The 22,059-nt window shown below is 62.8% G+C and carries 23 protein-coding genes and 1 riboswitch; of the genes, 6 read left to right on the top strand and 17 right to left on the bottom strand.

Going from position 1 to position 22,059, the window contains the following annotated elements:
• Positions 1-108: 108 nt before the first annotated feature.
• Positions 109-588 (bottom strand): anthrone oxygenase family protein, encoded by a 480-nt coding sequence (locus ATC00_RS07585; protein ID WP_064252426.1) that lies wholly within the window; start codon positions 586-588, stop codon positions 109-111.
• 179 nt (positions 589-767) lie between these two features.
• Positions 768-1,045, top strand: a riboswitch (cobalamin riboswitch).
• Between the two features lie 40 nt (positions 1,046-1,085).
• Here ATC00_RS07585 and ATC00_RS07580 point away from each other — a divergent pair.
• Together ATC00_RS07580 and ATC00_RS07575 are read left to right on the top strand one after the other, a co-directional pair.
• On the top strand, positions 1,086-1,262 hold the full coding sequence (locus ATC00_RS07580; RefSeq protein ID WP_037387155.1) for a CbtB domain-containing protein: 177 nt from the start codon (positions 1,086-1,088) through the stop codon (positions 1,260-1,262).
• A gap of 178 nt (positions 1,263-1,440) precedes the next feature.
• Positions 1,441-2,229, top strand: a complete 789-nt coding sequence (locus tag ATC00_RS07575; protein WP_064252425.1) for a CbtA family protein — start codon at positions 1,441-1,443, stop codon at positions 2,227-2,229.
• Positions 2,230-2,310: 81 nt separating this feature from the next.
• Here the strand turns inward: ATC00_RS07575 and ATC00_RS07570 are convergent, their stop codons facing one another.
• Positions 2,311-3,144, bottom strand: a complete 834-nt coding sequence (locus ATC00_RS07570; protein ID WP_234782259.1) for a ferric iron reductase — start codon at positions 3,142-3,144, stop codon at positions 2,311-2,313.
• An 11-nt stretch (positions 3,145-3,155) separates the two neighbouring features.
• Positions 3,156-4,484, bottom strand: a complete 1,329-nt coding sequence (locus ATC00_RS07565; protein WP_082912151.1) for a glucoamylase family protein — start codon at positions 4,482-4,484, stop codon at positions 3,156-3,158.
• 243 nt (positions 4,485-4,727) lie between these two features.
• On the opposite strand from ATC00_RS07565, the gene ATC00_RS07560 reads away from it, so the two are divergent.
• Positions 4,728-5,522 carry a DUF1194 domain-containing protein gene (locus ATC00_RS07560; protein ID WP_064252423.1) on the top strand — a complete coding sequence of 265 codons (795 nt, stop codon included), beginning with the start codon at positions 4,728-4,730 and terminating at the stop codon, positions 5,520-5,522.
• A gap of 194 nt (positions 5,523-5,716) precedes the next feature.
• On the opposite strand, the gene ATC00_RS07555 is transcribed toward ATC00_RS07560, so the two are convergent.
• The 6 genes from ATC00_RS07555 to ATC00_RS07530 all read right to left on the bottom strand — a co-directional run bounded on the left by ATC00_RS07555 (position 5,717) and on the right by ATC00_RS07530 (position 10,182).
• Positions 5,717-5,950 (bottom strand): hypothetical protein, encoded by a 234-nt coding sequence (locus ATC00_RS07555; RefSeq protein WP_037387162.1) that lies wholly within the window; start codon positions 5,948-5,950, stop codon positions 5,717-5,719.
• Positions 5,951-6,135: 185 nt separating this feature from the next.
• On the bottom strand, positions 6,136-7,374 hold the full coding sequence (locus ATC00_RS07550) for a YcaO-like family protein (protein ID WP_037387165.1): 1,239 nt from the start codon (positions 7,372-7,374) through the stop codon (positions 6,136-6,138).
• Entirely contained in the window at positions 7,337-7,561 is a 225-nt protein-coding gene (locus tag ATC00_RS07545; RefSeq protein WP_037387169.1) for a hypothetical protein, read from the bottom strand. Before ATC00_RS07545 ends, ATC00_RS07550 begins: the two co-directional genes overlap by 38 nt.
• Before the next feature lie 19 nt (positions 7,562-7,580).
• Positions 7,581-9,401 carry a hypothetical protein gene (locus ATC00_RS07540; RefSeq protein ID WP_064252514.1) on the bottom strand — a complete coding sequence of 607 codons (1,821 nt, stop codon included), beginning with the start codon at positions 9,399-9,401 and terminating at the stop codon, positions 7,581-7,583.
• Between the two features lie 7 nt (positions 9,402-9,408).
• Entirely contained in the window at positions 9,409-9,708 is a 300-nt protein-coding gene (locus tag ATC00_RS07535) for a helix-turn-helix domain-containing protein (protein ID WP_082912130.1), read from the bottom strand.
• Positions 9,709-9,975: 267 nt separating this feature from the next.
• Positions 9,976-10,182: a CsbD family protein gene (locus ATC00_RS07530; protein WP_037387172.1), complete on the bottom strand. Its 207-nt coding sequence runs from the start codon at positions 10,180-10,182 to the stop codon at positions 9,976-9,978.
• 350 nt (positions 10,183-10,532) lie between these two features.
• Here ATC00_RS07530 and nuoH point away from each other — a divergent pair, with 350 nt between their 5' ends.
• Genes nuoH through ATC00_RS07515 form a run of 3 tightly spaced genes read left to right on the top strand, consistent with a single transcriptional unit; the run spans position 10,533 to position 12,605 of the window.
• Positions 10,533-11,519 (top strand): NADH-quinone oxidoreductase subunit NuoH, encoded by a 987-nt coding sequence (nuoH, locus tag ATC00_RS07525; protein WP_037415175.1) that lies wholly within the window; start codon positions 10,533-10,535, stop codon positions 11,517-11,519.
• Positions 11,520-11,552: 33 nt separating this feature from the next.
• Entirely contained in the window at positions 11,553-12,119 is a 567-nt protein-coding gene (locus ATC00_RS07520; protein WP_037387176.1) for an NADH-quinone oxidoreductase subunit I, read from the top strand.
• A 45-nt stretch (positions 12,120-12,164) separates the two neighbouring features.
• Positions 12,165-12,605 (top strand): CBS domain-containing protein, encoded by a 441-nt coding sequence (locus tag ATC00_RS07515; RefSeq protein WP_064252422.1) that lies wholly within the window; start codon positions 12,165-12,167, stop codon positions 12,603-12,605.
• 26 nt (positions 12,606-12,631) lie between these two features.
• On the opposite strand, the gene nuoG is transcribed toward ATC00_RS07515, so the two are convergent.
• The 8 genes from nuoG to ATC00_RS07475 all read right to left on the bottom strand — a co-directional run bounded on the left by nuoG (position 12,632) and on the right by ATC00_RS07475 (position 21,715).
• Positions 12,632-15,202 (bottom strand): NADH-quinone oxidoreductase subunit NuoG, encoded by a 2,571-nt coding sequence (gene nuoG / locus ATC00_RS07510; protein WP_037387180.1) that lies wholly within the window; start codon positions 15,200-15,202, stop codon positions 12,632-12,634.
• 20 nt (positions 15,203-15,222) lie between these two features.
• Entirely contained in the window at positions 15,223-16,488 is a 1,266-nt protein-coding gene (gene nuoF / locus ATC00_RS07505) for an NADH-quinone oxidoreductase subunit NuoF (RefSeq protein WP_037387314.1), read from the bottom strand.
• A 4-nt stretch (positions 16,489-16,492) separates the two neighbouring features.
• Complete coding sequence (nuoE, locus tag ATC00_RS07500; RefSeq protein WP_037387183.1) at positions 16,493-17,005, bottom strand: NADH-quinone oxidoreductase subunit NuoE; 513 nt, start codon at positions 17,003-17,005, stop codon at positions 16,493-16,495.
• 16 nt (positions 17,006-17,021) lie between these two features.
• Complete coding sequence (gene nuoD, locus ATC00_RS07495; RefSeq protein ID WP_037387185.1) at positions 17,022-18,236, bottom strand: NADH dehydrogenase (quinone) subunit D; 1,215 nt, start codon at positions 18,234-18,236, stop codon at positions 17,022-17,024.
• Between the two features lies 1 nt (position 18,237).
• Positions 18,238-18,801, bottom strand: coding sequence for an NADH-quinone oxidoreductase subunit C (locus ATC00_RS07490; RefSeq protein WP_037387187.1), 564 nt, complete (start codon positions 18,799-18,801; stop codon positions 18,238-18,240).
• Complete coding sequence (locus ATC00_RS07485) at positions 18,798-19,301, bottom strand: NuoB/complex I 20 kDa subunit family protein (protein WP_037387190.1); 504 nt, start codon at positions 19,299-19,301, stop codon at positions 18,798-18,800. The genes ATC00_RS07490 and ATC00_RS07485 overlap by 4 nt, the downstream gene beginning before the upstream one ends.
• Positions 19,289-19,654 carry an NADH-quinone oxidoreductase subunit A gene (locus ATC00_RS07480; protein ID WP_037387315.1) on the bottom strand — a complete coding sequence of 122 codons (366 nt, stop codon included), beginning with the start codon at positions 19,652-19,654 and terminating at the stop codon, positions 19,289-19,291. Before ATC00_RS07480 ends, ATC00_RS07485 begins: the two co-directional genes overlap by 13 nt.
• Positions 19,655-19,921: 267 nt before the next feature.
• Positions 19,922-21,715 carry a methyl-accepting chemotaxis protein gene (locus ATC00_RS07475; protein ID WP_037387192.1) on the bottom strand — a complete coding sequence of 598 codons (1,794 nt, stop codon included), beginning with the start codon at positions 21,713-21,715 and terminating at the stop codon, positions 19,922-19,924.
• Positions 21,716-22,059 lie beyond the last annotated feature (344 nt).

Below are 22,059 nucleotides of genomic sequence, written 5' to 3'. Positions count from 1 at the left end.
GCGACGCGCGTCTTATCAGACGCGCAAAGGTCGCTGTCGCACTTTGAATTGCTGCGGCCGCACCATTCACTTGTCTAGGCTGCAGCCTCACGTCCACTTGTCTAGGCTTCAGCCGCGTTGGAAGCCAAGAACGAAGAGGGTGAGCGAGCCGATCGAAGCGATCGTTCGCACATGGTTCCACCAGACCCAATCGGTCAAGTAGCGCTGCTGCCACACTTCGGTGGCGGCCTCGACCGAAGTGGCATTCGCCAGCGCGTTGTTGAGCGGAACGTTAAAGACCATCGTCACCGCGAATGTGCCGGCGAGATAGACGAACCCGCCCGCCGCCAGCAGATAGCTCCCCTCTCCGCCCCAGATGAAAGCGGCAGCTATGAGGATCAAGCCGAGCAGCGCCGTGCCCATGAAGGCGGCGAAGAACAGCGGATTCTGAATCACGACGTTGATCGCGTTCATGGCAGCAACGCCCTGTTCTGCCGGCAATCGCGCCAGCGCCTGCATGATGCAGACGGAAAAGACGAAGAAGAGCCCAGCCATAAGTCCGGATCCGATGACCGCGGCAAAGGCCAGGGCAGCAACAAGAGCAATCATCGCACAGACTCCAGATCGGTTATGCGGGCGGCGGCCGCGCGCGCTGCCCAAGAGATAACCGAAGGATGCAATATAGTCATCAGGAGTTGTTCCCCATGTGGTGCTGCAACGCGAAATGCGCGCAACCCTCTCCTGCACTTTCCACTGCGGCGCGATTGACATCATTGGCGTCCACACCTAATCATCGCTGATCGGTTGGTTCCCGGAATGCGAACGTGTTTCGGGAGTAAACGGGAATGTGACGGATGGACCCAAGCTGGGCATCTCAATCACGGCCGACCCCGCGACTGTAGAGCAGCGTGAATTTGCCGTTCCGGAGCGATCCGGAAGAAAGCCACTGGGTAAACCGCGAGAGGGCGGTTCGCATCTGGGAAGGCGAGGCAAATCCTTGGTGACTGGGCTAGCCTGGGCACCTGACGCTGCGAGCCAGGAAACCTGCCAAGCGATGCGGGCATAGTGCCCAACGGGAATATCCCATTGCCATCACGGAGGTTGTCATGGCTACGTCTACAGTTTCGAGCGTTCCGCTCTCCCTCAGCGACCGTCTGACCGCGGGCATCATCGCCCTCATGATCGGCGGCTTCCTCGTCTTCGGCGCCGGCCTGGCGAATTCGGCCGTGCTGCATGACACGGCACACGACACGCGCCATTCCTACGGCTTCCCCTGCCACTAAGCGAAGTCATGGAGCGCATACCGCGTTCCACGCCGAGCGACACAACAATCGACCCTCCGGTGCTCGGAGCGCGCGTCGTGCGTCTGGCACGCGCCCGCGCGTTCAAGCGCCGGTTTGCGTCCATGGAATCGGGCCGGGCTTACCGCAAGGCGGCCACGCCCGCTGAGGATAATCGACAATGATCGTCAAGACACTTCTGGCCGCGGTCGTGGCCGGGCTGATCGCTGGCGTCTTCATGACCGGCGCCCAGGAATTGCGCGTCACGCCGCTCATCCTGCACGCGGAAGAATTCGAAGGCGAAGCGCCGGCTGCAACCGGGCAGCCCGCGGGCGAGCAGCCGGCGGCCACGGATCATCAGCAGCATTCGTCGCTGAGCGGCGCGCCGACCTTGAGCGAGATGCTCGCCGCGCTTTCGCCGGTCACCCCCGCCTATGCCCATGAGGGCGAAGAACACGAGGAAGGCGGCATCATGTTCGGCATGAGCCGCTTCTCCGGCACGCTTGCCGCCAATCTGGTCACCGGCGCCGGCTTCTCGTTGCTGCTTGCAGGCATCAGCCTGATGATCGGCTACCCGATCACGCTTGCCAACGGCGCGCTCTGGGGCGCCTTCGGCTGGCTCGCCGTGCACCTGCTTCCGGCCGTCGGCCTGCCGCCGGAACTGCCGGGCTTTCCCGCCGCCGAGCTTAGCGACCGCCAGCTCTGGTGGGGGGCAACTGTGCTGCTCTCGGCCGTGGGTCTCTATCTGTTGGCACTCCGCCCGGAACTCGTCGCCAAGCTCGCAGGTCTCGTCCTTGTCGCCGCTCCCCATCTTTATGGTGCGCCGCAGCCACCCGACATCTCCAGCAACGTGCCGGCGGTGCTCGGCGCCGAGTTCGCCGTCGCCGCGCTTGCGACGACGCTCGCCTTCTGGCTGGTGCTCGGCATCGTCTCCGGTTTCATCAACGACCGGTTTCTCCGGGTGAACTAACCGGCCCCGCGCCTTCGCCGCTTGTCCCTTCTCCCCGCCTGCGGGCCGCGTGCGGGGAGAAGACCGCGGTCAGGCCGCGCCTCACGCTTCGCTTTCGAGCAGGTGGGCCCGCAGCCTCTCTCGTCGAAGTTCGGGCTCGAGCAGCACGCAGGTATCGCAGTAGCTGCCGCCCTCAGCACGGTAGAAGAGGCAACAGCCGCCGCGGATCCGGTAGGTCTTGGAGCGAAGCTCTCTCCCACTACCGCAGGCCGCTTCGATCCTTTCGTAATGAAGCTGCCGCGAGGCAAGCGGCGAGTGGGCCCGTTTGACGATCGTCAGCGCCTGCTCCGTCGCGCTGTCCTCCCGTTGCCGCCGCCGCCCGATCTCCAGGAAAGCGCCGGCGAGGCCGTCCGCGGCCAGCCGCCATTGCGCGCGCGCCGACAGGCTGCAGCGGCGTTTCAGCAGCGCGATCACCGGCTTCAGATGCGCAACGAAGGCATCGTGGAAGCGTCGAGCCGGCTCGTCCGGCTCGATCTCACTCTCGCTCCGCGGAAGGTCGACGAGGAAATGAAAGCGGCCGGCGGCAAGCGTCCGCCCGTCGTGTTCACGCAAATAGGTTTCAAAACGCAGGCCCGCGACCACCGGAACAACGCCGCTCACAAGATAGATCGCGCCCGCCGCAAGGCTCAGCTGATGGCTGTAGAAGGCGACCAGGTGCGCCGCTCGAACCTTGTCGTCCATGCCGGACGCGAAACGGTCCTGATAGGCCAGGCAGGCCTCGAGGTTTGCCGGCTCCGACCAGAAAGCGTCTGGCGAATGGAAATGTGCGTCAGAGGTCGCGACCGAACAGTCGACCTCGGGAACGGAGACCACAAGCCATTCGATCGCGGCCGCTGCCTCTTTCACCGCCGCGCTCACCCGATGCCCCTGCCCCATGCTCCATCCCATTAAGCCGCGCCGGATGCCAGCCAGCCGCCTTCGAAGCCTGCCCTTTTCAGCCCACGGCTGAAGCCTGGGACGCTTCGCGTCAGGTCCCAGATGAGGCCGCTTCTCCAGTTCTCGATCATCATGACGGACAGCCCCTGGTCAAGCCCGACAATCCTGTCATCGACCCAGCCCTCGCGCCCCTCGCCCGGCAGGCTCGGGTTGAAGCCGCCGGGAAAGCGGCAGCCGCGTAGCAGTGCAGGATAGTGCGCCAGCAGATGGGAAAGGCTATCGAGGCAGTCATCCGGCGCGAAAGGCATCGCGGCAAGCGGCGCCCAAGGGACCAGCGTGCCGTCATCGGCACCGAAAGGAGCGCCCCGCGCCGCATAGCCCAGGAGCTTTTGCCGCCGGCCGTCACGCAGTTGCAGCCAGCCCCTCGGCGCATGGCAGGCGCTGAAGCCCCAAAGGTTGCGACAATAGCCCATAAAGCCGCGAGGGTTTTCGTCCGCATACGCGCGCTGAAGTGCGATCGCCCGGCAGCTGTTCGCAAAATGGTCGCTGCCTGCCGCCCGCATTCCCACGTCACCTATGCCCCGGAAGTCGATCCAGGCATGGGGAAAGAGATGGATGAACAGAGCGCCAGCGTGCAGGTGCGGCACGCCACCAATCGCCAGCCATTCGTGCGCGGCCGAATAGGCGCCGTAGTTCTCCGGCGCGATGGGTCGGTTCGTCGAGCCGAGCGCCAGGACATAGAGAAGCAGCGCCTCGCTATAGCCACACCAACGGTGCTTCAGGAAACGTCCCGGGGGCCTCCATCCCATCGTCACCGTCTCGCCGCGGTTGAGCGCCCAGGCCCAATCCGCCCGCTCATATAGTCGCGCTGCAAGACTGCGCATTTCCGTTTCGCTCGGATATGGCCCCGAGAAATAGGCCGCGGCCGTCAGCGCGCCCGCCAGAAGGAGCGCCGTGTCGATGGTCGAGAGTTCGCTGTTCCAGGCGCGCTCGCCCGTTCGCATGTCCAGAAAATGGAAGTAGAAGCCGCGATATCCCGTTGCGAGCCCGTCGCTTCCCTGCCGGCTGCCATCAAGAAAGCGCAAGGTCGTCAGCACGCGGTGGGCCGCATCCGTCCGCCGCATCCAGCCGCGCTCAACGGCAACCGGATAGCAGGACAGCCCGAAGCCGGTGGCTGCGATACTCGACGGAGATCCCTCCCGCGAGGTGTCGGCGACGAGTCCCGTTCGCGGATTGCTGTAATCAAGGAAGTAGTCGAAGGCGGCGCGCTGCAGCCGATCGATGAGGGCGATGTCCTTGTCCGGAAAGTGAAGCATGACGAGGTTCTGCTGGGCGATCATGGCCAGATTGGGTGCAAGGCGACCCGGCGCATCGCTGCAAAACGCGGATTGGTCCCCTTCTTTCAAGGTGACTCTTCAAGCCGCGCTTCCCTCGCAGGCGCCGCAATCAAATAATATTGAGATCATGCCCGACGGCGACAGTCGCCGATCTGCAATCCTGTGGTACATTCTGTCTTGAAGCCCGGCGTTCTCGAGACGCGGGCTCGGAAAACCGACTGTAGATCATGACGATTGGCGGATGCGATGTTGAGCATGCTGGCATTGATCATGGCACTCAGTGGCAGCCCGATGCAGACGGCTGCCACGCCCCCGAATGTCGATGTGGAGCTGGTTCTCGCTGTCGACATGTCCGGCTCGATGGACATGGAGGAAGCGCGGGTGCAGCGTTCCGGCTATGTGCAGGCGCTCCGGCACCCGGATTTCATCAACGCTGTGAAAGGGGGATATCTCGGCCGCATTGCCATCGGCTATTTCGAATGGGCGGGCATGGTGAACGAGGCTTCTGTCGTCACCTGGCAGGTGATCGAAGGTGCCGAGGATGCCGACGCCTTCGCGGCAAAGATCGAAGCCCGACCGATCGGAACGCGGCGCGGCACCTCGATTTCGAACGCGATCATCTTCGGCACGAGCCTGATAGACACCAATGCCTTTTCGGGCGTGCGCCGCGTCATCGACATTTCCGGCGATGGCCCGAACAATACCGGCCCGCCCGTCGCCCCTGCCCGCAACGACGCCGTTGCGCGGGGCATTGTCATCAATGGGCTCTCGATCTTGATCCGCCCTTCCGTGTCGACTGGTCCGCTGGATCAGTACTATGCGGAATGCGTGATCGGCGGGCCCGGCTCCTTCGTTCTTCCGGTGCACGAGGCGGAGGATTTCGCAATCGCGATCCGGCAGAAGCTGATTCTCGAGGTGAGCGGGGTGACCCCTCCCCCCACGCTCAGCTTCGCGGCGGGCGAGACGGCGGCAGATTGCATGATCGGTGAAAAACTCCGGCCAGGCTTTCTCGACAGGGTCTATCCGGAACTCGACCGGTAGCGGTGGGCGACTCCGGCGCCGTGTCTTCTATCAGACGCCACAGGACGCGACCGCAGCCTGCCGGCCTCACCGGCCGTCATTTCCGTGCTGCCACAAGAAGCAAGCCAGCCAGTCCTGGGCTAAACGCGCCGCGAAGGCAGCGCTGCTGAATCCCTGTGAAAGACACTACTGCCAAAAGGAATCCGCAGGGATGCTCACTGCAGCAGGCGAATCCCGCCCCCCAGATCGGCTCCTGCGGCTGCAAACTCACGCCGATCGCGCAATTCGCTGGTGACAGCCTGAAGCGCCATATCGATGCAATACTCCAGCGCCTGCGCGTCTAAGGCGCGGGCGCTGTCGCGGATATGGGCCAGCATTCTGGTAATGCTCGCAAGTTCCGCTTCATGGTCGGCTGATACCGAGACAGAGTTAGTCATTCGAACCCCCATAGCCTGTACTACCCTCGCGAAGGGACTATAAAGGAATTTCCCGTTCGCGCGCGTTGCACGAGCGTTGCACACCCTTCAGTGGTGTTACGCGATCGTTTCGCCAATCCGCGCCCAGGTAATTTACGCGCGCTCGCCCGTCCCTTGCAGTTCCATTTGGCACAGAAAGCTTCGGGCGCGGCGCGGCCTCACGACGAAATTGCTTTCGACAGCGCACGCGACCCGAAGCGGCGCGCTCGCTCGCCGTCGGGAGTCTCGAGGTCCGTCACCAGCACTTTGACGACGGCGAAGGGCAGATCGTCACGAGAGAGCCTAACCACGATGACAGACCGCACGCCGACCTCCCGCACGCTGGAGATGGTGTGCCTCAGCAAGGTCTCGACCGGCGCGCCGGTGCGAGCGACCGGCGTCGTTATCGGCCGCGGCGTTGCCAGAAAGGCGCGCCGCGTCGACTCCGGCAATGGCCGGCTGAAGGTCTCGGCATAGACGTCGTCGCGGGCGCCGCCGATATAGGTGAGCCGCGACTGCGCCGCTTCCGTCACCGCGCGGACCGCAGCCTGGACGGCGGACGGATGCGCGCCGCAACCGCTCGTCACCTCGACGAAGCGAAGATTGCCGGCGGTCGCCGTGCCGCGCGGGCCGAGAAGCGCGAGGAAGCACGGGATGCCGGTGTCGCTGGTGATGTCGAAAAGGCGCAATTCGAGCTCCGCCGCCCGGATGCGGTCGACGAGCACGTCGAGTGCCGGGTCGTCAAGATCCTCGGGGGCGACGCATGCCCGGTGGCGGGCCTCCTCGCCGGACACGCGCCAGAGAACATGCGCGTCGCGCTCGACCCGCTCCAGCAGGCCGTGCAGGATTGCCTCCGGCATGTTATTGCCCGATGCCAGCCCGTCCGACGACATCCAGAAACGCGAAGGCCTCGTACGGTCGAGGCGCACCGCTTCGAGCGGCACGAGGAGGTCGTGGCCGGAGATCAGATCGGTGCCGCCGACCCATTCTATTGCCTCGTTCGGCCGGATATCGTCTCGACCCGCCGCGATCAGAGCGCGGAGGCAATCGAATGCGCGGCCGGAGGCACGCAGATTGTTCGGCGTCTCCGCGATCGCGTCCACGTCCGGCTCGCCGGCGACTGCCCGCTCCAGCCCCTCCATGACCGCGGATGCCCGCGCATCCGCGTCTGTCAGCCCCTTACCCTGGGCGACGACGATCGACCGGGAATTCGGCGTATAGACGCACCAGACCGGGATGCCGACCTTGTCGAGCCCCGTGTGCCGGGCGACCCGCGTCACGCCGAAGGCGGCAAGGAAGGGCCGGACGCGATGAAAAGTTTCGTCCGGCGTGCACGACCGGTCGGAATGGCCATCGCCAAGGTTCGCCAAACCTACAATGTCAGGTTCGGTCGCCGTCAAAGTGGCCCGCAAAGACATCATCGATCGACGATACGGCCACCGCGAGATCGACATTCTTGGCGATGACGGCACCTGGCTTTCGGAACCCGTTCACGATCGCCAGATCGCCCGTCACCGAGTCAAGCGGCGTGACTGTTCTGTTTCCAAGATCTGCCACCCAAAGGCCCGGCTCACCCGGAATCCCGATCACAACGACTTTGGCCATATTCCCCCCTAAGCCCCGGTTAAAAGCCCGCCTTCTTCAGCCCTTCTCGATAAAGATCTTTCTGCCATTGCTCCTTCATCGGAACGACGGCCAACCATTTGTCCAAGTCGAAAGACGGGTTTGCCTTCAAAGCCCGCATCCTGTGCTGCCGCGCCTTCTTTCGGTCGCCAAGCATCGCCCAACTTGCAGCGACGATTCTGTCAGCCGGCGTCTTGTCCTTCATCCTTTGAACGAAACCGATGCACTCCTCGTACTGTCCTAGGAAATAGCTGGCACCCGCGGCACTCCACAGATAGGCATCCGGTGCTAGTGGATTGAGCGCCAGCGCCTTACCGAGCTTGTCAAGAGCTTCGGCCGGACGCGCGACGTGGACCAGCGTATCCGCGTGGCTGTAAAGAACGTCGGCATAGTGCGGGCCTAACTGCTCTGCCCGGTCGAGGGAATCAAGGCTTTCGTCCAGATCGCCTTGGTAGAGTTTTACGACCCCTGCTTCGCGGTGAGCCGCAGGGAGATGATCGTTGCTCGCAATGGCGTCCTTCACATGGCGCTCCGCTGTCAAAAGGAGGTCATTGTCGCCGCGGGCGGTTAGAAGCCATTCATTGACGTAGGTTCGGGCAATGCCGCTCAGCGCCGGTGCAAAGTCCTGCCTATACTTCAATGCCTCGCGGAAATCGCGGCGCGCCCTGCGAACATCCGGGAGGCCGAGTCCGGAAAGATGTCGCAATCCCCCGAGATAGGCATAGTAAGCCTCCGGATGCGTCACGAAATCGAAGTGGTCTGCCTGTCTCGTCTCCACCTGCTCCGTCACCGCCCGGGCAACATGGTAGGCGATATCCTGCCGCTGCTTGACGAGGCCCGCGGGCGAGATTGGAAAGCGATCGGCCCAGACGATCTGGTCGGTGGGCAGGAAAATGAGCTGCGTGAAGAGCCCCTGGTCCGACATGCGGCAATCGAGCGCGTAGGTGACGCCGTGCCGCTCGAGAAACGCCGCCTTGTCCGCCGCTTCTCGGATGCGCTCGGCGGTATAGGGTGCGACGACCGTCATCGACCGCAGCGAACAGAGCCCGATGGTTATGTCCTCGATCACCGCCACGCTGACGGCATGGAGCATCGGATCGCTGCCGAAGGCGGCTGGCGGAAGCAGCGCGACACGCGGCAAACGCACGGTTTCCGACCCGCCCGCTTGCGTCCCCCATTCAGAGAATTCGCCTTGCTGCAAAGTTGCCTCGGTCGGCGCCCTGACTCTCAGCAACTGGCCGTGGCAGACGCGCTGGAGGATCTCGCGAACGGCTCCATCCGAGGGGTCGAGTTCCAGCAGATGCGCACAGGCGGCGCGCAACGTAGACCGGTCCGCCGACCGTCGTTCCGCCTCGATGAGTGCACTGCGCAGCACCTCCGTGAAACCGCGCCGCTTTTCCATCACCCAGCTTGCATAGCGCCCGGACGGCAGATCCGCCGACGACAGGAACGTATCGCGCCAGAGCGAGAGGGCATTGCGGAAGCTCTCTTCCGAGCCCTCTACGCTCTCGAAATCGGAGACGTCGCAGGACAACGGCCCCAGCGCCACCTGCGTCTCCGTGGCAGACAGAATCGCACCCGCGGGCGTCACCAGGTGCTGCATGCGCCATAATGTCGAGCGCAGGTTTTTGAACGCGACGCTCTTTTCCCTGTCCGGCCAGACCATGGTCGCGAGCTTGTCGCGGGTAGCGACCTTTTGTCCGGATGCCGAGAGGTAGGCGAGGATCAATAGGCCGCGCTCCGGACACGCGACAGCGTCGCCAGCCGCATCGATCAGCCGCAATTCTCCGAACGTCCTGAGGTGATAGCCCGCCCCCGTCAAGATCACCTCAACCGACCGATAGGCCCAAGGTCCTGCCGCCCCAGAGACCGGGGCGGATGATGTGCCACCGTCTGACGATTCTCGATTGGAAAACCATCGATCTGCTCACGTCCCTCCGCCCAACCGTCATCGGCACCCCGCCGTCCGCCGACCCCGGCGCGTCCTCGAAGAAAAAAGAAAAATGCACCTGTAGAATGTCCGCCATCGTCAGCAACTCGGCCGCGCTCACGCGGCCCGTCCCCTGTTCGTACCCTCGGACATGTGCCACCGACACACCCAGCGCCGTGCCGAAAGTCTTCTCGTCCATCCCCAACCCCTTGCGGCGGAGGCGAATACGATGACCGACGAAAGCGTCAACGGCGTTGGGCTGATGGGACACTTTTCGCCTCCGCGCAAGATGGCTGACTGGCTTATTTTCAAGGATGCTTGAAAAGCGGCGGCGATGCAACTCGGGGCTTTGCGTGATGCACAGGGTTCTCGCTTGCGTTTTGGAGGACCGCACGCCATCACACCGCAACGTCACCTTCCCCCACGCAAGGAAAACCCCGCACGAGGCGGGGCTAGTTCCTGGACATCAATTCCAGGTTTGTCGATTGTACCAGTCATCGAGATCCCGGTGCACACGGTCCTTCTCGATGCCGTACCGCTCCTGGATCTTGCCCTCCAGCTGATCCATGTTACCGTTGATCTGGTCAAGATCATCGTCGGTCAATTTGCCCCACTGCTCCTTGATCTTGCCCTTTACCTGTTTCCAGTTACCTTCGACGCGATTCCAATCCATGCCATGTTCCTCCTGGCTTGTGACTGTCATGCCAGGAAAACTCACGACGGCGGCAATGGTTCATTTGCGAATGGAAGACGATAGGAACGAATGCGCCTGTCCGTGCATTTAGCGGACAAGTACGGAGGTCCATATCAAACCGCCCATCCAGACCGGACCTCCTCCGGGTGGGCAGCCCCCTCAGCCCCAGCGGATGCATCTGCCGTTGCGAGCTTAGTCGGTCCCCAGCACTACTACCATCGCAGAGCCAGTACACCCACCAGCTCAGAGACAGACGACGCCAAGCTAGTGTATAGTCAAGGAGAAAGTCCGGTCGCGCGTTTCAACTGTTGGATAAGTAGCCGCGGATCATGGAGCTTGTCGTTGCCCTTGGCCTGATCGTCTTCAAGGTCGCGCTGCTGATTGCGATCCTCTTGCTGTTGCCCCTGCCACTGACCTGGGTAGAGCGGAAGATTGCCGGGCACATCCAGCAGCGAATGGGGCCGATGCGCGTGGGCTGGCACGGACTGCTGCAGCCGGTGGCGGACGGCATCAAGCTCCTCACCAAGGAAGACCACATCCCCACCGAGGCCGACCGCTTCCTGTTCAAGCTGGCGCCGATCCTGGCGCTCGCCCCGCCCTTTGTCGTGTTCGTCGCGATCCCCTTCGGGGAGAGCGTTTCGGTGCTCGGCAACGAAATCACCCTCTACGTATCCAACATGAACGTGGCGCTGCTCTTCGTCTTCGCGGTGATCGGCCTGGAGGTCTACGGCGTCATCATCGGCGGCTGGGCGGCGAACAGCAAATACGCGGTCCTCGGCAGCCTCAGGACCTGCGCCCAGATGATCAGCTACGAAATCCCGATGGGCTTTGCCGTGATCGGCGTCGTCATGCTGGCGCAATCCATGAGCCTGCTCGAAATCGTGCGGGCCCAGGCCGACGTCTGGAACATCGTCTACCAGCCGATCGGCTTCTTCGTCTTCTTCGTCGCGGGGCTCGCAGAAGCGCAGCGCATTCCCTTCGACCTCGCGGAGGCGGAAGGCGATCTCGGCGCGGGATTCCATACCGAGTATAGCGGCATCCGCTTCGCCTTCTTCATGGTCAGCGAATACGTCATCATGCTTTTGGTGTCGGTCCTGACGGTGATCCTGTTCTTCGGCGGCTGGAACGGCGTGCTGATCCCGTTGCCGCCGCTCCTCTGGTTCGCGCTAAAGGTCGCTTTCTTCGTCTATCTGTTCATGTGGTTCCGCTTTACTTTCCCCCGCTACCGCTACGACCAGCTGATGGCGATCGGATGGAAAGTCTTGCTTCCTTTGTCGATGGCGAACATAATTATTACTGGGATTGCTTTCTCTTAACGGAGCCCGCGATGGCTCCATAGCGGGGCGGCGATGTCGCGCGCACAGGACATGATCGGAACATGGATCGGCTGGACGTTCTTCGCCGACCTGGCGAAGGGTCTGGGGCTGACCTTCGGCTACATGTTCTCCAAGACCGTGACCATGCAGTATCCGGACAAGGAGAAATGGCTGCCCTATTCGCGTTATCGCGGCCACCATTTCCTGAAGCGTGACGAAGAGGGCGAGATCAAGTGCGTGGCCTGCGAGCTCTGCGCGCGGATCTGTCCCTGCTACTGCATCGAGGTCGTCCCTTACGAGGATGAGAAGGGCAACCGGCGCCCGATCAAGTTCGAGATCGACACTGCCCGCTGCCTGTTCTGCGGCCTGTGCGAGGACGCCTGCCCGGCGGATGCAATCGCGCTCGGCCAACAGTATGAATTCTCGAGTTTTTCCTCGCGCGATTTGGTGATCGGACGCGACGACCTGCTCGCCAAGCCCGGCAAGGCGGCGACCGGCGGCGGCGTGGTTGCCGCACGCCTCAACACGGAAAATGACGTGCTGGTCGAGACGAACGAGCCGCAGGGCTACAACTGGTGGCGAAATATCCGGCGAAGGTGAACGCGCGCTCGTTGTCAAACCGACGTGCTTGGACAGGAGGCTCAGATGTTTGTCGGCGAAATCGTGAAGAACAAAGGTGTCGGAGTGATTGCGGTCACCCCGGATCAGCCTATGGTGGAAGTGCTGCGGCTGTTTCGCGATAACAATATCGGCTTCGTGGTCGTCAGCCAGTCGGTCGGGGAGTTCCTCGGGACGCTGTCGGAGCGGGATTGTTGCAATGCCATGGCCGAATACGGTGCCGAGGCGGCGTTGATGCGGGTCGCTGATATCATGAACCGCAGCGTGGCGAGCTGTTCGACCGAGGATCTACTCCCCTTTGTGATGGCGATCATGACGCAGCGGCGCACCCGCCACGTACTGGTGATGGAGGGCGACGACGTCGTCGGCGTGGTCAGCATCGGCGACGTGGTCAAGCACCGGCTCGACGAAGCGCAGCGCACGGAGCAGGACCTGCACGACTACATTCGCGGGACCCACTACCACTGAGAGGATATCAATTGCCGTGAGTGCGGTCAGAGGGAGTCGCCGGCCATGCCCTGGCCGAAATTCTTGCCGCCGACCGCGGGAGCGTGCGAGCCGATCTCGGAGATCGCAGGCGCCCGTTGAACCTCTACCGGGCATGGATATTCACCCCATCGCATCAGGCCGTTGAGGTGCAGGGCCCTGTAGTTTTCGGGAACGAAGACGAGGCCGCGCGGGAAGCTCCTGTTGATCTTGAGCTTCGCGGTCAGCTCGCCCCGGGCGGATCGCACGACCACCAGATCGCCATCCGAAAGGTCAAGTCGCGCGGCATCCGGCGTGCTCAGTTCGACATAGGGATCGCCGGCGACCGTATTCAGGATCTCCGAGCGCTCGGAATAGTATCCGTTGTGGAACAGACCGTCGCCGGTCACCAGCACGAGGCCGTCGTGAACGCTCGGGGGCCGCGGCGCCGCGAAGAACACGCCGGTGGGCGGCGTCGGGATCGCCGTTGTGAATGCGCCGTCGGAGCCGAGCCCGTCGTCGGTCAAACCCTGATAAGCCGGGACGAGCCGGGTGAGCTCCTCGAAAATCTCGGCTTGCGACGATGGCAGTAATGTCTGGTGGCGCAGCGCCGCGATAAAGTCGAAGATCTCCAGATTGCCTCTCGCCTCGAAGGCAGGTTCGCGGAACTTGCGGACCTTCTGGACGCGCCCCTCGTTGTTGGTGAATGTACCGGCCTCCTCGCCGTAACCCGCCGCAGGCAGCACGACGTCGGCGAGACCGGCCGTATCCGTGAGGAAGGTGTCCTGCACGATCAGAAGACCGGCAGCGCCAAGCGCCCGCTTCGCAAAATTTCTGTCGGGATAGGCGACCAGCGGATCGGTCCCGGCGATGTAGAGCAGACCCATTCGATCGTCGACGCAAAGATCCAGCATGGCGTCGATATCCGAGCCTGTTTCGGAAGGAATTTCGGCGTTCCAGGACCGTCCGAGGGCAGATCGCGTCGCTTCGTCTGCCACCGGCCGCAGCCCAGGCAGGGCCGCCGGCAGAACGCCCATATCCCAGGCGCCCAGCTGGTTGGCGCGGTCGAAGAGGAACTGCAGCGCAACTTCCTTGCCGAGCAGCTGAAGAACCCGCAGCAGGTTGTTCACCTGCTGCATCGTCGCGCGCGCTTCGGGCGATCTCAGCAGGCCGACGCTGACAAGCAGGGTAACGCTGCGGCCTTCCTTGAGAGCGGCAACCAAGCGGTCCGGTCCTTCGCCGCCGGTAGTCTCGCCGATATCCGCAAGAGCCTCGCTCGGCAGCAGCCCGGCCACCACCGCCGCAAGGCTTGCCGCCTCTCCGCCCGGCGGTACGCGCACCACCAGCCGGGCATCGGCGTCGAGACGCGACGGCCGCGCCGACAGCATGAGCAATCCGGCCTGCCGTCGCCGTGCTGCATCGCGCAGCAGGTATTCGGTAACCGGATTTTCCTCCGTCACATTGCCGCCGATCACGAGCACGCAATCTCTGTCGATAACCTCCTGCAGTGGAGCACGTGTGTAGAAGCTTGCGAGCAACGGGCCGACCGCGTCGAAGGGGGCGGACCAGCGTGACGAGCAGTCAAGGTTATTGGTCCGGAACACCGTTCGCATCAGCTTCTGGAACTGATAGAGCACTTCGTTGGGCAGGCGCGCAGAGGCGAGCCCACCCGCTGCCCTGTTCTCGACGGCCGCCAGGCTCCGGCGCAGATAGTCCCCGGCCTCCTCCCAGGATACCGGGACGAGAGCGCCATCGCGACGGACCATCGGCCGTTTGATCCGGTCCCGGCTCTCGACGAAGTCCAGGCCGAAGCGCCCGCGCACGCAGAGCGTCTCCCGGTTGACCCCGTGCTCCTCCTTGGACCGCACCCGCATGAACTCGCCCTTGCGCGCCCCGACGGTGAGCTGGCAGCCGGTGCCGCAATGCGGGCAGACCGTATCGGTCTCGGCCAAGTCCCAGGGGCGCGCCTTGTAGCGATAGGGAAAGCTCATCAGCGCCCCGACGGGACAGACTTCGACGCAATTGCCGCACTGGTCGCAACTCGCGAGACTGCCCTCGAAGCCCGTAACGGCAGTATCCATGCCCTTTTCGACGGTGCCCAGGGCAACGGCGCCCACCACTTCCTCGCACATCCGCACGCAGCGCTGACACTGGATGCAGCGGTTGACGTTCATGATGATGACCGGGCTGAGGCGAATGTCGCGGGAGTGAAAGACGCGCTTGGGATCTCGGAACTCGCTTCTGCGGGGGCCGTAGGCCACGACCATGTCCTGAAGTTCGCACTCGCCGCCCTTGTCGCAGATCGGACAGTCGAGGGGATGATTGGCAAGCAGCATGTCGAGCATGGAGGAGCGCGTCTCGTCGATCAGCGGCGTGTTCGTCCGCACGACCATGCCGTCGGTGACCGCGGTGGCGCAGGACGGCTGCAGCCGCCGCAGCCCCTCGATCTCCACCAGGCACATGCGGCACGATGCCAGCGGCGGCAGCCGCTTCAGATAGCAGAAGGTCGGAATGTCGATGCCGAGCCGCTGCGCTGCCTGCAGTATTGTGGAACCCGGCTCCACATCCAGCCTTTGCCCATCGATCGTTATGCCAACCATAATCCCTCCCGCGCCCGTCTTCAGTGGAACGGGCACCGTCGCTCTTCGACATGTGCGACGAACTCATCACGGAAATGCGCGAGTGCGGCCCGCAGGCCCATCGCCGCGCCATCGCCCAAGGCGCAAAAGGTGTTGCCGAATATGCCCTTGCAGAGCTTGTCCAACTGCTCGAGGTCACCGGGGGCGCCCTCCCCGGCCTCGATCCGGCGCAGCACCTTGACGACCCAGTTCAATCCTTCGCGGCATGGCGTGCACTTGCCGCAGGACTCGTGGTGGAAGAATTCGATGATGCGGGTGGCGACCTTGACCATGCAGGTCGAGTCGTCGAGCACGATCACCCCGGCCGAGCCGAGCATCGAGCCGGCGGCTGCCAGCGAGTCGAAGTCCATGCCGACATCCAGACCATCCCGCGGGATGACCGGTGCCGAGACCCCACCCGGGATCACCGCCTTGATCCGGCGCCCCGGCAGCGGGCCGCCGGCGTGGTCCTCGACCAGTTCGCGCAGCGGTATGCCCATCGGCAGCTCGTAGAGCCCGGGTTTCTTCACCTGTCCGCTGATACAGTAGAGCTTCGGGCCGGGGCTTTTGTCCGGGCCGATGCTCCGGAACCAATGCGGCCCCCGCATCACGATATGCGGCACGCAGGCGAGCGTCTCGACGTTGTTGATCACCGTGGGGCTGGCGTAGAGCCCGGCGACTGCCGGAAAGGGTGGCTTCAATCGCGGTTGCGCCCGCCTGCCCTCGAGCGATTCGAGCATCGCGGTCTCCTCGCCGCAGATATAGGCGCCGGCACCGCAGTGTATATGGATCGTGAAATTGAAGTCCGACCCGAGGACACCCGCCCCGAGATAGCCCTTGCCGCGGGCCTCGGCGATCGCCCGCTCCAGACGGCGAATGGCCTTCACATATTCACCGCGGACGTAGACATAGGCGGTTTCCGCCCCGATCGCATAGGCGCTGACCGCCAGCCCCTCGACGAGCTGGTGCGGGTCGCGCTCCATGATGATCCGGTCCTTGAAGGTTCCCGGCTCGCCCTCATCCGCGTTGCAGCAGAGATATTTCGGTTTGTCGGCGTGCTTCGGAACGAAGCCCCATTTCATGCCCGTCGGAAATCCGGCGCCGCCGCGACCGCGCAGGTTGGATTGTTTGACGAGTTCGACGACCTCGTCGGGCGTGTGCTCACGCAGCACCTTGGCCAGAGCCTGGTAGCCGCCGCCGGCCTCGTAGGTAGCGAGCAGATGGCCGTCCGGTAGATCGATATTCTTGAGAAGAACCGCTTCGAACATGACGCTATTCTCCCGGCGGTGCCGCAGCGGCGACATCGGCGCTCATCGCTTGCGCCCCCTCCGCCCGCAACCGGGCGAGAAGCGCATCGATCCGTGCGATATCGAGATTGCCGTGATAATCGTCGGCGACCTGCATCACCGGAGCCATCTCGCAGGCCCCGAGGCACTCGACGGTCGAAAGGGTGAACAGCAGGTCCGGTGTCGTCTCGCCTGTCTTGATCGCCAGCGCCCTTTCCAGATGCTTCAGCAGCGCCTCGGATCCGCACAGCATGCAGGAGACGTTGTCGCAGAGCTGCAGGTGGAACCTTCCGATGGGCTCGGTATGGAAGAGCGTGTAGAACGTCGCCAGCTCGTAGACCCAGATCCGCTCGACGCCGAGTATGTCGGCGACCTCTTCCAGTATCGGACCGGGCAGATGCCCATGCTCCTGCTGCGCGATGAGCAGTGCGGGCATGATTGCCGAGCGCTGGTCGGGATACCGCGCCGCCGCTTGCCTGATCTTTTCGCGCATGCTCATCGGGTCCGAACTCCTGCTACTTGTCCACCTCCGCCATCACGGGGTCGAGGCTACCGAGCACGGCGATCATGTCCGCCAGATAGCGGGCGTTGCTGACCCCGAAGAGTGCCTGGAGGTTGACGAAGGACGGTGCCCGCACCTTCATGCGGAACGGTTTTTCCGATCCGTCGCTGACGATGTAGAAGCCGAGTTCGCCCTTTGGCGCCTCGATCGCTGAATAGACCTCGCCCTTCGGCACCTTGAAGCCGTAGGCCGACAGGTCGAAATGCTGGATCAGCGCCTCCATCGAACAGTGCACCCGATCCTTGTCCATGGGGAAGGCGATCGTCGGCATGTCGACCTGGAACGGCCCCTCGGGCATCTGGTCGAGACATTGTTCGATGATCCGAACGCTCTCGCGCATTTCCTCGACCCGGCACTGCCAGCGCGCATAGCAATCGCCCTCATTTCGGGTAATGACGTTGAATTCGAGCCGGTCGTAGATCTCGTAAGGTTCGTCGCGGCGAATGTCCCAGTCGACGCCGGACGCGCGCAGGTTGGGACCGCTCAAGCCGAGGTCGATGCCGTCCTCGGGCGAGATTATACCGACCCCCTGAGTCCGCTTCAGGAACACGCGGTTGTCCTCGATCAGCCGTTCGTAGTCGCGGATCCGGTGCGGGAAGATGTCGCAGAACTCGCGGACCTTCGCTAGGAAGCCGTCCGGCAGGTCCTCTCGCACGCCGCCCACCCGGCAGAAGGAGGTGTGCATGCGCGCGCCGGTGACCATTTCCAGGAGGTCCATGATCATTTCGCGCTCACGCATGGCGTAAAGCAGCGCGGTCATCGCGCCGAGGTCCATCGGCAGCGCGCCGGTGATCAGCAGATGGCCGGAAATCCGCGCCAGTTCGGCCATCATCACGCGGATATATTGCGCGCGGATCGGCGCTTCGATACCCAGGAGCTTCTCGACCGCCAGCGCGAAGGCGAGGTTATTCGAAGGCGGACAGACATAGTCGAGCCGGTCGGTGAGCGGAAATATCTGCGTGTAGGTGAAGCTCTCGGCGAGTTTCTCGGTGCCGCGATGCAGATAGCCGATATGCGGGTCGACGCGGGCGACATACTCGCCGTCGAGCTCGAGAACGAGCCGCAGCACCCCGTGGGTGCTCGGATGCTGCGGGCCGAGATTGAGAAGCACCTCCTTGGTGTCGAGCGCTTCGCCCTCAGGCCTCATGAGCTCAGTGACTTCGGTCATCTCACGTTCCCGGTGTCGTGCGGCCTCCCGGTGGAATGTCCCTGGTGGCAAGGTCCGGCTGGTTCGGCGCCGGACCGTCGGCGCCAAACGGGTTCAGCTCGTCCTTGTATCCCCTGAGCGGAAAATCCTTGCGCTGCGGGAAGCCCTCGAAGCCTTCCCACATGTAGATGCGGCGCAAGTCGGGATGTCCCTCGAAATGGATCCCGTACATGTCCCAGGCCTCGCGCTCATGCCAGTTGGCCGTGCGCCAAACGCCCGTCACCGAGGGCACCCGCGGCGGATCGCCGAGGCGGCACTTGATCCGGACGCGCCATTTATTCGGCAGCGAATAGAGGTGATAGACGGCCTCGTAGCGTGGCGTCTCGGGGTAGTAGTCTACACCGCAGACGTCGCATAGGAAGCCGAAGCGCAGTTGCGGGTGCTCTTTCAGCAACCGGCAAAGCTCGACGATCCTGTCGGGCGGAGCTGCGAAAGCGTGAATCCCAAGCGAGAAGCCAAGGTCCTCGATGGCCTCTCCGAAACGTTCCGCGATAAGGGTGCTGATAACGGACGTCGTTACGCTCATGATGCGGCGATCCGGTCCAATGGCGTCCCGGCGAGCGCCCTGGTCTTCTTGATTTTCTCCTGCAGCAGCAGGAAACCGTGCATCAGCGCCTCCGGCCGCGGTGGACAACCAGGCACGTGAACGTCCACCGGCACGAAGGTTTGCGCCCCTTGCACCACCGCATAGGTGTTGTAGACTCCGCCCGAGATGGCGCAGGTGCCCATGGCGATCACCCAGCGGGGCTCCGGCATCTGGTCGTAAAGCCGGCGCACCACCGGCGCGAACTTCCGCGTCACGGTGCCGGCGATGATCATCACGTCCGATTGGCGCGGCGACGGCCGGAACACCACCCCGAACCGGTCGAGATCATAGCGGGCGCAGCCGGCCGAGATCATCTCGATGGCGCAGCAGGCGATACCGAAAGTCTCGGGCCACAGCGCCGACCGCCGGCTCCAACTGATGACGCTGTCGGCCGTGGTGAAGAGCACGCTGTCGCGAAACGCGTTGTTCAAGCCTCCCATTCCAGCGCCCCCTTCAGCCAGGCGTACGCGAAGCCCACGAGAAGCAACACAATGAAGACGAACATCTCGATAAAGCCGATCAGGCCGATCTCCTTCAGCACGACGGCCCAGGGAAACAGAAACATCGTCTCGACGTCGAAGACGACCAGCAGGATTGCGAGAATATAGAACTGCACCCGGAAGCGACCCCCGGCGGCCTCGCCGGCCGGGTCCATGCCGCACTCATAGGGCATGTTCTTTTCTGGATAGGGATTGGAGGGACGCAGCAGCGATGAGATAAGCAAAGTCGCCCCGACCACCAGAACAACTCCGGCGATCATCACAAGAACCGGCAAGAATTCGATCGCAGTCATCTCGCATGCCCCGTTCATCGAGGGCTTTCGTCAGGGCCGACCCCATGCCGGGTCAGAAAAGCGCTCGCCCTGGGAAGCGAATTGAGCAATTCTTTCTTGAACTTGCAGTCTATTCCGTCGAACGGACCATTGCAAATCCAAACAACTGGTGGGTTTCAATTGGCTAGCCGGAGACATTCCACTGGCGCAGGTTTCGATGGGGCAACGGCAATTTTCGCCGCCTCGGCACGCCTCGTTCGGAACCTCCCGCACGAGATTGGCCACCACTCAGAATTCTTCCCAATCATCGTCGGCGAGCGCGGCATTGCCATGGTAGGCGGCGGTCACTTTCGCTGCGGGAGTCCGGACGGGTGACATGGCAGGCTTCGCGGCGGCAAGTGCGGCCGCAGGCTGCATTTTGCGTGATGACGTGCCATCTCCTATGTTGAACTGGCCGAGCAGCTGAAACAACGCCTCGGCCTCTCTCGCCAGGCTGTGGGCGGCCGCCGTGGATTCTTCGACCATCGCGGCATTCTGCTGTGTTCCCTGGTCCATGGTATTGACCGCCTGGTTGATCTCCTTGATCCCGGTCGCTTGTTCCCTCGAGGCGGTCACGATCGCTTCGACATTACCGTTGACCTGCTGAACCTGCGACACGATCGTATCGAGGGCGCTGCCCGTTTCCCCAACCAGGGCGACGCCATTCTTCACGTGCGCGTTTGAATCGGTGATCAGGTCCTTGATCTCCTTGGCGGCCTTGGCCGAGCGCTGGGCGAGTTCGCGCACCTCCTGTGCGACGACTGCAAAGCCCTTTCCGGCTTCGCCTGCGCGCGCGGCTTCGACTCCGGCATTGAGTGCCAGAAGGTTGGTCTGGAAAGCAATCTCGTCGATGACGCCGATAATCTTGGATATCTCCGAGGACGAGTTCTCGATCCTGCCCATGGCCTCGACGGCGCTGCGCACAACCGCGCCGGAATGCTCCGCATTCTCCCGCGTCTTGCGGACCAGCTGCCCCGCCTCTTCCGCGCGGTGGCTGGAGTCGGCTACCGTGGTGGTGATTTCTTCGAGGGCAGCGGCTGTTTCTTCGACCGAGGCAGCTTGCTGCTCGGTTCGTTTCGACAAATCGTCGGATGCCGACCGTACCTGTTGCGCGCCCGCGGCTATCGCGCTGGCATTCCCGGCCACCGCCCGCAGTGCTTCACGCAGCTTTCCGCTTGCGCCGTTGAAGTCGGTGCGAAGCTGTTCCAGCGTCGGAAGGAATGGAGTGTTCAGCTGCTGCGTCAGATCGCCATTGGCGAGCCGATTCAACGCGTCTGCGAGCTGATCGACGTTGTTCACCCGTGCCGTGACATCGGTTGCGAACTTGACGACCTTGAAGACCTTGCCGTTCATGTCGAAGATCGGATTATAGGAAGCTTGGATGTGGACCTTTCTTCCACCCTTGCCGATGCGCAGGAATTCGTCGCTCACGAACTCGCCGGTCGACAGTCGCTGCCAGAAGCGTCGATAGTCGTCGCTGTTCGCATAAGCACTGTCGCAAAACATCGAATGGTGCCGTCCCTCAATTTCTGAGAGCTGATAACCGAGCGTCGAAAGGAAGTTCGTGTTCGCAGCGAGGATCACGCCGTCCGGGGTGAATTCAATGACGGCTTGCGCTCTTGAAAGCGCATCGAGCTTCCCGGCATCCTCGGCGCTTTTCAGCTTTTGTTCTGTGATGTCTGTTGCGAACTTGACGACCTTGTAGGGCTTTCCGCGGCGGAAGACGGGATTGTAGGACGCTACGATCCAGATCTCCCTCCCCCCTTTGCCGATGCGTTTGTATTGGCGCTGATCGAACTCACCTCGCCCGAGCTTTGCCCAAAACTCTTGATAGTCACGAGAGGATGCTTCGGCCGGATCGACAAACATGCGGTGATGCCGGCCGATGATCTCCGATGCGTCGTAACCAAGAGCGCGGCAAAAGTTGGCATTGGCTGCCAGGATTGTACCGGTAAGATCGAATTCGATGATGGCCTGTGATTTGCTCATCGCAGACAGGGTCGCCCTGGCATCGAAACCGAGCCCGAATGCTACTCCCTTCATGCCGTTCCCCTTTACTCATACTGTTACTGTGATTGCCGCCTCATCCCCATGAATAAGCAATCTGAAATATAAAATCCGTGAAATTGTTTAAGTAGCTGTTAACCGCAACGATGTCCGGATTGCCGGCCTCTGCTCGATAGACATCTTCGGAAATTATTTCGATACATCAGTAAGTTAATTAAAGGTGCCTATGGCGGACTTCTGGCGCGCAATGGTCCGCAAGGATGGTTGGGGGGGGCGCCGGCGGCGGGAGTTTTTCTGCGATTTTGAAGGAGGAAATCGGAGATTACGTTTACCCGTTGTTAAGCTTTGGCTATCGCACGGACGGAGCCTGAAATACCTTG

The sequence above is a fragment of the Sinorhizobium americanum genome, from assembly GCF_001651855.1.
Classification (GTDB): Bacteria; Pseudomonadota; Alphaproteobacteria; order Rhizobiales; family Rhizobiaceae; genus Sinorhizobium; species Sinorhizobium americanum.
This window is presented reverse-complemented; position numbering and strand designations above follow the sequence as displayed.